Annotated in this window: 4 protein-coding genes; 1 reads left to right on the top strand and 3 read right to left on the bottom strand. The window is 56.2% G+C overall.

Annotated features, from left to right (window positions below):
- Positions 1-1,738, top strand: a 1,738-nt coding sequence (locus tag ACF8AM_RS20335) for a glycoside hydrolase family 2 protein (RefSeq protein WP_392557406.1), incomplete at its 5' end; no start/stop codon positions are given.
- Positions 1,739-1,830: 92 nt separating this feature from the next.
- On the opposite strand, the gene ACF8AM_RS20330 is transcribed toward ACF8AM_RS20335, so the two are convergent.
- The 3 genes from ACF8AM_RS20330 to ACF8AM_RS20320 all read right to left on the bottom strand — a co-directional run bounded on the left by ACF8AM_RS20330 (position 1,831) and on the right by ACF8AM_RS20320 (position 5,443).
- Positions 1,831-2,790: an acetyltransferase gene (locus ACF8AM_RS20330; RefSeq protein WP_392557405.1), complete on the bottom strand. Its 960-nt coding sequence runs from the start codon at positions 2,788-2,790 to the stop codon at positions 1,831-1,833.
- A gap of 222 nt (positions 2,791-3,012) precedes the next feature.
- A complete protein-coding gene (locus ACF8AM_RS20325; RefSeq protein ID WP_392557404.1) occupies positions 3,013-4,137 on the bottom strand; it encodes a hypothetical protein in 1,125 nt (374 codons plus the stop codon).
- A 118-nt stretch (positions 4,138-4,255) separates the two neighbouring features.
- Positions 4,256-5,443 (bottom strand): exo-alpha-sialidase, encoded by a 1,188-nt coding sequence (locus ACF8AM_RS20320; RefSeq protein WP_392557403.1) that lies wholly within the window; start codon positions 5,441-5,443, stop codon positions 4,256-4,258.
- Between the last annotated feature and the right edge of the window lie 349 nt (positions 5,444-5,792).

Below are 5,792 nucleotides of genomic sequence, written 5' to 3'. Positions count from 1 at the left end.
CCGACGTGACGAATGGACAAACCTGAACGGGCGATGGGATTATGCAGTTTCGGGGATCGATCAGCTTGAAACACCGTCGAATTGGGATGGCAAGATTCTGGTTCCCTATTGCTTGGAATCAAAGCTTGGCGGTGTCCAGCGGTTGCTCGATGCAACCGAAGCACTTTGGTACCGGCGCACATTTGAGGCAGCGAAATCCGATGCCAAGCGGTTGCGATTGAACTTTGAGGCGGTCGACTATCACTGCGAAGTCTTCGTCAACGGTCGTAGTGTTGGGACGCACACGGGCGGAAACACACCTTTCTCGTTCGATATCACTTCAGCGATCCAAGACGGTGAGAATGAACTGGTCGTTCGCGTGGAAGATGCCACGGAGGCCTACCAACTTCGCGGCAAGCAAGTGATCAATGCTCGTGGCATTTGGTACACGCAGGTTTCTGGTATCTGGCAAACGGTCTGGCTGGAAGAAGTGCCCGCGTTATTCGCCGAGCGGGTGAAGATCGACACGAAAACGAATGGCGACGTGAACCTGAAAGTGATTCCCAATGGTCGCCTCTCGGGCAAACTCGAGGTGGAAGCCATCGCGAGATTGGATGGCAAGGAGGTGGCTCGTGCCAATGGTTCCACCGGGGAATTGCTGTTGAAGGTTCCAAGTCCAATTTTGTGGACGCCCAGCACACCGACGCTTTACGACATTGAAGTGCGTGTCAACGACGATGTGTTGCACACCTATGCTGGTATCCGAGAAGTAGGCAAAGTCAAAGACGCGGAAGGCCATTGGCGGTTCACGCTCAACGGGGAACCGATCTTTCACTGGGGACCGCTCGATCAAGGTTGGTGGCCCGATGGATTGCTGACGCCTCCGTCGGACGAAGCCATGCTGTTCGACATCGAATGGCTGAAAGAGGCTGGTTTCAACATGATCCGCAAGCACATCAAGGTGGAACCACGACGATACTACTACCACTGTGATCGACTTGGGATGATGGTTTGGCAGGATCACGTGAGCGGTGGTGTGGGCAATGTTGCTTGGCCACAGTGGACTCGGTTGAAACCGAACCCGGTCGATGCTCAGTGGCCGGATGCCCAGCACCAGCAGTTCATGCTCGAACTCGATCGCATGATCACGACGCTGGAGAGTCACCCGTCGATCGTTAGCTGGGTGCCTTTCAATGAACGCTGGGGCCAGCACCGGACGATGGAAGTGGGCAAGTGGACGGTGGAGCGTGATCCTTCCAGGTCAGTCAACATTGCCAGTGGCGGAAACTTCTGGCCGGTGGGTGACGTGGTCGACGCGCACAGATATCCCCATCCCGAATTCCCGTTCGATCAGGGAGCCGGCGGCCGTTTCGACGATTACATCAAAGTGATGGGTGAGTTCGGTGGCCACGGGTTTCCAATCCAAGGTCATCTGTGGGATGCAAGCCGTCGCAACTGGGGGTACGGGGATATTCCCAAGTCAATGGAAGAGTACAAGCAGCGATATGTGACGTCGATCAACATGCTTGATACGTTGCGTCGCCAGGGAATCGCGGCCGGGGTTTACACGCAGACGACTGACGTGGAAGGTGAGATCAATGGATTGATGAGTTATGACCGCAAGGTCATCAAGATCGCTGCGGCAGAGCTCGCAAAACTGCATCAGGTTCTGTTCGCTTCATTGGACGTGAAGAATGCAGGGGCCTCTGTCAAAGAGGCGGCCGTCGAGCAGTCTGATGCGGTGGAGGCGAACCGCTGAACCTCGACTCGTAATCCAGGCTGCCAGCCTGCGGTTGTTTGCGACTCTTTTCTGCCAGGCTAGCAGCCTGCCCACGCGTTGTTGGGGAGTGCCTAGCCAGCGAATTGTTGCTGCATGGTGTCGAGGAATTTTTGCAGTTGGTCGGCGGGGAGTTGGTTGATGCCGGCCGCGGCTTTGCGTCCGCCTCCGGTTGGGAATTGGCGGACGAGTTCGTCGGCGCCGGTCTTGGTTGCCAACGGAGCTCGGACGCTGACGAGATAATCGCCCGACGGCAGTTCGCTCAGTAACGCGTGGGCTCGGTTGGGATTTTCACGGGCGAGTTGGTTGCTGTAGACCCCGCTGACTCGACGTGAAAAGGGATCGTTGGGGAACAAGAACGCGGCGCAGGATTCGGTCGCCATCTTGGGCTCGATCGAAGCCGCTCGCTTCATGTCGCTGTCGAAACCGTCGCGAAGGGTTTTGAAGGTGGTGTCCGAGGCGATGAACTCAAACGGGTCCGCGTACGGTTGGACTTTGCGATACAGATCGTCGGGAGCAAAGTAGAGATCGTCGAGTGTTCCGCCGTAGCCGTTGTAGTTGAGCAGCGTGCCGAGTTGTTCCAGTTCCGCGAGTTGCGATTCGCTGAGGTTCAGTGGTGCGGCGGCGGACTTTGCCGCATCGTGCAGGTTGTCGCCGTACAGAGCGGTGACCGCCCAAGGCAGGAACTGACCATTCAAATAGCGATTGACCAATAGACCGGTGCAGACATCGCCGGCGGTGTCGATGTGCGTGGACAAGAGCGACGATTCCGGAATGTCGCCGGCGAAGTGGTGATCGAAGTAAGTGACTGGAACTTCGGCGTCTAGGACTCGCTGGAGTTCTTCGCGGTTCTTGTCAAGCGAAATGTCGAGCACGGTCACAGAGTCGCCCGAGGCTGCGGGGACACGTTTGAGAAGGTTGATGTCTCGTTTGACGCCAGTCACCAGCGTGCTGTCTTTGGGTTCCGCCAGCCTCAGTTGATGCAGCGCGCAAATACCATCCGCGTCGCCATTGAAAACGTCAAAGTGAGTCACGTCGGTATCTCGATTCGTGTGAGCGGGGAGGCCGAATTTCGGTTCATGAGCTTTGATTTTAGTTTCTGACCGGGAAAGTGAAACGGTGTTACCGCGAAAGCGCGGATCAGAAACCGGGTCTCCGCTCGTCGAAGAGTTCACCAAATTCAGTCGAGCTGCGAAATCGATCGCAGATGGCGGCGGAGAACAAGAACGGAACCGCGATGCCAAGGGAACCTTGCTTCAAGGCTGGTAGACACGCACCCAATCAACTTGCATGAATTGGGGGAAGAGGCTTGTGTCGTACAGTTCGTTCTTGCCTGTTTTGTCTGGACCTGGGTCATCTGGGCCCCAGACGCCAAAGTAATTTCCGCCAATCGCTTGGTTTAAGATGAGGTAAAACGGGTAGTCGTTGTACATGTTTCGGTCACCAAATTTGGCCGGGTCAGTCAAGCTGAGGCCTGGTCCCCATTCTTTGCCATCGAGCATGAAGATGACTTTCTCTTCCGTCCATTTGCACCCGTACACATGGAAATCATTTGGATAAGAGGATTCACCTGATCGGGGTTGCAGGGAACCATCGAGTTGTTGGTCCGCGATCCATTGTTTGGGATCGATTGCCCCGTCGATTCGTCGGTAGTGAGAATACCAACCGATGTTGCCGACGCTCCAATTGACACGGGATGTGTGGTAAACCGCTCCGGCATGATAAAGGCGAGTGGCACGTCCTGACATTTCCATCACGTCCAATTCGCCGCTATAGGGCCACGAATTGAGGCCGTGTGCTCGTTTGCTGTTTGCGGCCTCTTGGTCCCAGTATCCTGAATACGGAGCTTGCTTTGGTTCGGGGAGCAACCAAAAGGCTGGCCATGTTGGAATGGCCGTGATGGTGCCCGTCACGTCCGTTGGGTTTTTGATCCTGGCCTCGATGATGCCATAGGTGAACGAAGCGAGTTGTTTGGTTGTCAACTTGGCGGAGCGAAACGGCAAGTGATCAACATTCTTCAGGAAGCGACCGGTGGAAACATCCCGCAGCGGGTATTCATGTGCGGGAGCATGCGAGGCAACGATCGTCAGGTTGCCATCTTTCACAAAGAACGTTTCGCCTTCCGCGTCCACGTAGACCTGGGCCTCGCCATTGCCGTGTCCGTATTGGCCTGCAAGGGTGTCATCTTCGGGCGTCCACTTGCTGCGGTCGAGTTTGTCGCCGACGAACTCGTCGTGCCAAACCAGTTTGTACGAATCGTCGGATGGATGAGTGGATCCCAACGGCGGCAATGGATCATCGGACCTGGCTGGGAGGCTGGTTGCCATCATCGAACTGATGAGAATTGCCACGAAGGTTTGGCGAGGGATGGTGGTGGTCATGGGTTGAGTTCTGTTTCGCTGTCGTTTCAAAGCAATTGGGGTTGGCAAGACCATCTGGAAACCTGGGTTGAAACAGGAGGCTGCGATTGTAGGGGGACGCTGATTCATCCTGTTTGGGTCATAGCCCCAATTCGTTCAGTGAGACCGTTTGGAATTCTAAGTCAGCTCTCGAGGATTCATAGAGGATGCCAAGGGTCGTTTCGTCGACCATCACCAGCGAACTGTAGGCTCCGCCGTTGGTGTCCAGAATGACATGTCGATTGGACGGCCAGGTTGCACCGTCATCGAGGCTGGCTCGGACAGTCATGTTGGCACGCCGAGTTTTGTGGTTCGGGTTGCTGAAGAACAAGACTCGACGGTCGTCGGGCAACGAGTGTGTGATCAAACTGGACATGCAGACAGGTTCAGGCAGGGCGCCGTGGTCGCTGGCGTGAACTGTCCAGGTCTGGCCCAAGTCGCTTGTCACGCTGATGGCTCGTCCGTTGGTATCGGATTTGTCTTTGCGATTTCGGTTGTCTCGCATGTTCAACATCAACGAACCATCGGACAACTCCGCAACAGCGCACTCCGTTGTGTCGGAGCGTGCGGGTGCCGAGACGGTCCAAGTCTGTCCGTGATCACGTGAGTAGATGAGATTGGAAAACGGCAGTCCGGTTTGGTCGCGGCCTTGCGTTGGGATTACCAGCGTACCGTCGGTCATGGTGATTCCGTTGCCTGGCGCGGGAGCGAACAAGTACCACTCGGGATCCTTGAGTGGCTTGGTCCAGTTTTCGGGGGACGACCACGTTTGTCCGTCATCGGTGGAACGCACGGCTAAGAACTGGGTGGAGCTGGCAATGTCCAGTCCTGGTTCGGATCCATTGCCTCGCCATTGATGGGTGCCTGGTTTGCCGTGAGTCCAGACGGCGGTGACGATGATTTCTCCGGTGTGTGTGTCGACCAAGATATTGGGGTCGGAGCATCCGTTTTGGTTCTCGGGCAATCCTCCGTGGGTGCCCATGTCCATGATCGGACGTGGAGCGGACCAGGTCTTTCCGCCATCAGTGGAACGCGAAAGTCCGATGTCCATGTGGCCTTGAAGATCACGAGGGCTGTCATAACGCATGTCGTAGACCGCCAGCAAAGTTCCCGCGTTGGATCGAGCGATCCCGGGAATACGAAAAGTGTGGCAATCGTGGTCGCCTTGACGGTGAAGGATTACTGACGGTCGTTCGTCTGCCTGGGCGATGGGGGCCAGTGTGCAGGCAATGAAGATCAATGCTGGGATCGTTGCGAGGCAACGCGGGGAGATCAAAAGCTGTAGCATCGGAGGGAGTTTGGTGGGGCGGGGTTGGTGGGAGGCAAATGAAAATGCCGACGCGAAACTTTGTGGCAAGTTTCGCGTCGGCTTCAAAATAGTCGAGTTCGAAAACCGAGGAGTCGCTGGGAAGGATGTCGTGCGGTTGATCGAGGCCGGGTTTCAGCATTGAGAACCTCTCCCGAAACGAAGTTTGGGGGGAGATCGAACGATGCCGTTCAGGCGTACGCGAGGGAGGGGGCCGAGCATCGAAAACGGCGCGGATTGCCCTCCCCCTGAAATCTCGCTGAAAGCTCGCTTTCCGGCCCCTCCCGCTGCAGAGGTCGTGCAGTTTTCTTTCACCCTCCCTTTGGGAGGG

This window comes from Rhodopirellula sp. JB055 (assembly GCF_043100905.1).
Classification (GTDB): Bacteria; Planctomycetota; Planctomycetia; order Pirellulales; family Pirellulaceae; genus Rhodopirellula.
The sequence above is the reverse complement of the archived record's forward strand: the minus strand, read 5'-3'. Positions and strand labels throughout refer to the sequence as shown.

What these genes read in the sequence shown, in the direction of transcription:
- ACF8AM_RS20320 (WP_392557403.1), bottom strand. Translation starts at nt 5,443, where the DNA reads ATGCTACAGCTTTTGATCTCCCCGCGTTGCCTCGCAACGATCCCAGCA.
- ACF8AM_RS20325 (WP_392557404.1), bottom strand. Translation starts at nt 4,137, where the DNA reads ATGACCACCACCATCCCTCGCCAAACCTTCGTGGCAATTCTCATCAGT.